The organism is Neobacillus paridis, from assembly GCF_016765675.1.
GTDB lineage: Bacteria > Bacillota > Bacilli > Bacillales > Cytobacillaceae > Neobacillus > Neobacillus paridis.
The window spans coordinates 1-578 of record NZ_JAESWB010000282.1 but is presented as its reverse complement, the minus strand read 5'-3'; the positions used below and the strand labels follow the sequence as shown (position 1 = coordinate 578).

The following is a 578-nucleotide window of genomic DNA, read 5'->3' as shown; positions in this document are numbered from 1 at the left end:
AACAGATTTGGCTTGGCCGCAACTTAAATTACAAGCCTCACTATACATCGCTTGACTTGCTGGAGGCTTCAGACGAACTGAACGCGCTGACAGTGCCACCATCACGGATCAATCGCCTGGTATTGGAACTAGGCGCAAAGCAGGAAAAAGTGGAAGCCTATCTGACTGATAATCGCAACACTGCCCTTGAATCATTAAACCACTTGCAGGAAATCTTTCGCACCGCAAAAGATGTTTCAGAACTCGGTCTACAATCCACTTTGAAAGCTAAGGTGATTGGAAATAGCAACTTCAACAGTCTTGTTGAAAACAAAGACAGGATCAAGTCTCTGGTTTATCTGGCTTCAGCGACGCCAGCGTTAATTGGCAAGATCTTCGGCTCAATCGATCTGAAGGTATTTCAAGCCGTGAACAGGTCTACCAAATTAGACATTATCGGAAATATTAGTGGCATAAGGAAATCCAACTCCAAGGGCCACGGAAATTACTCATTCCTGAGTGATTTACTTTTCACTGTTCCATGCAATAGTCTGTTCGTTCCTGGCAACGGCATGCCAGACGGCAAAGCGAAACCGTTT

At 45.0% G+C, this 578-nt stretch carries 1 protein-coding gene; it reads left to right on the top strand.

Translation table 11 applies throughout. The features are described from left to right. Positions 1 to 578: hypothetical protein (locus JK635_RS18650; RefSeq protein ID WP_202655456.1), on the top strand; the 578-nt coding region annotated here is incomplete at both ends.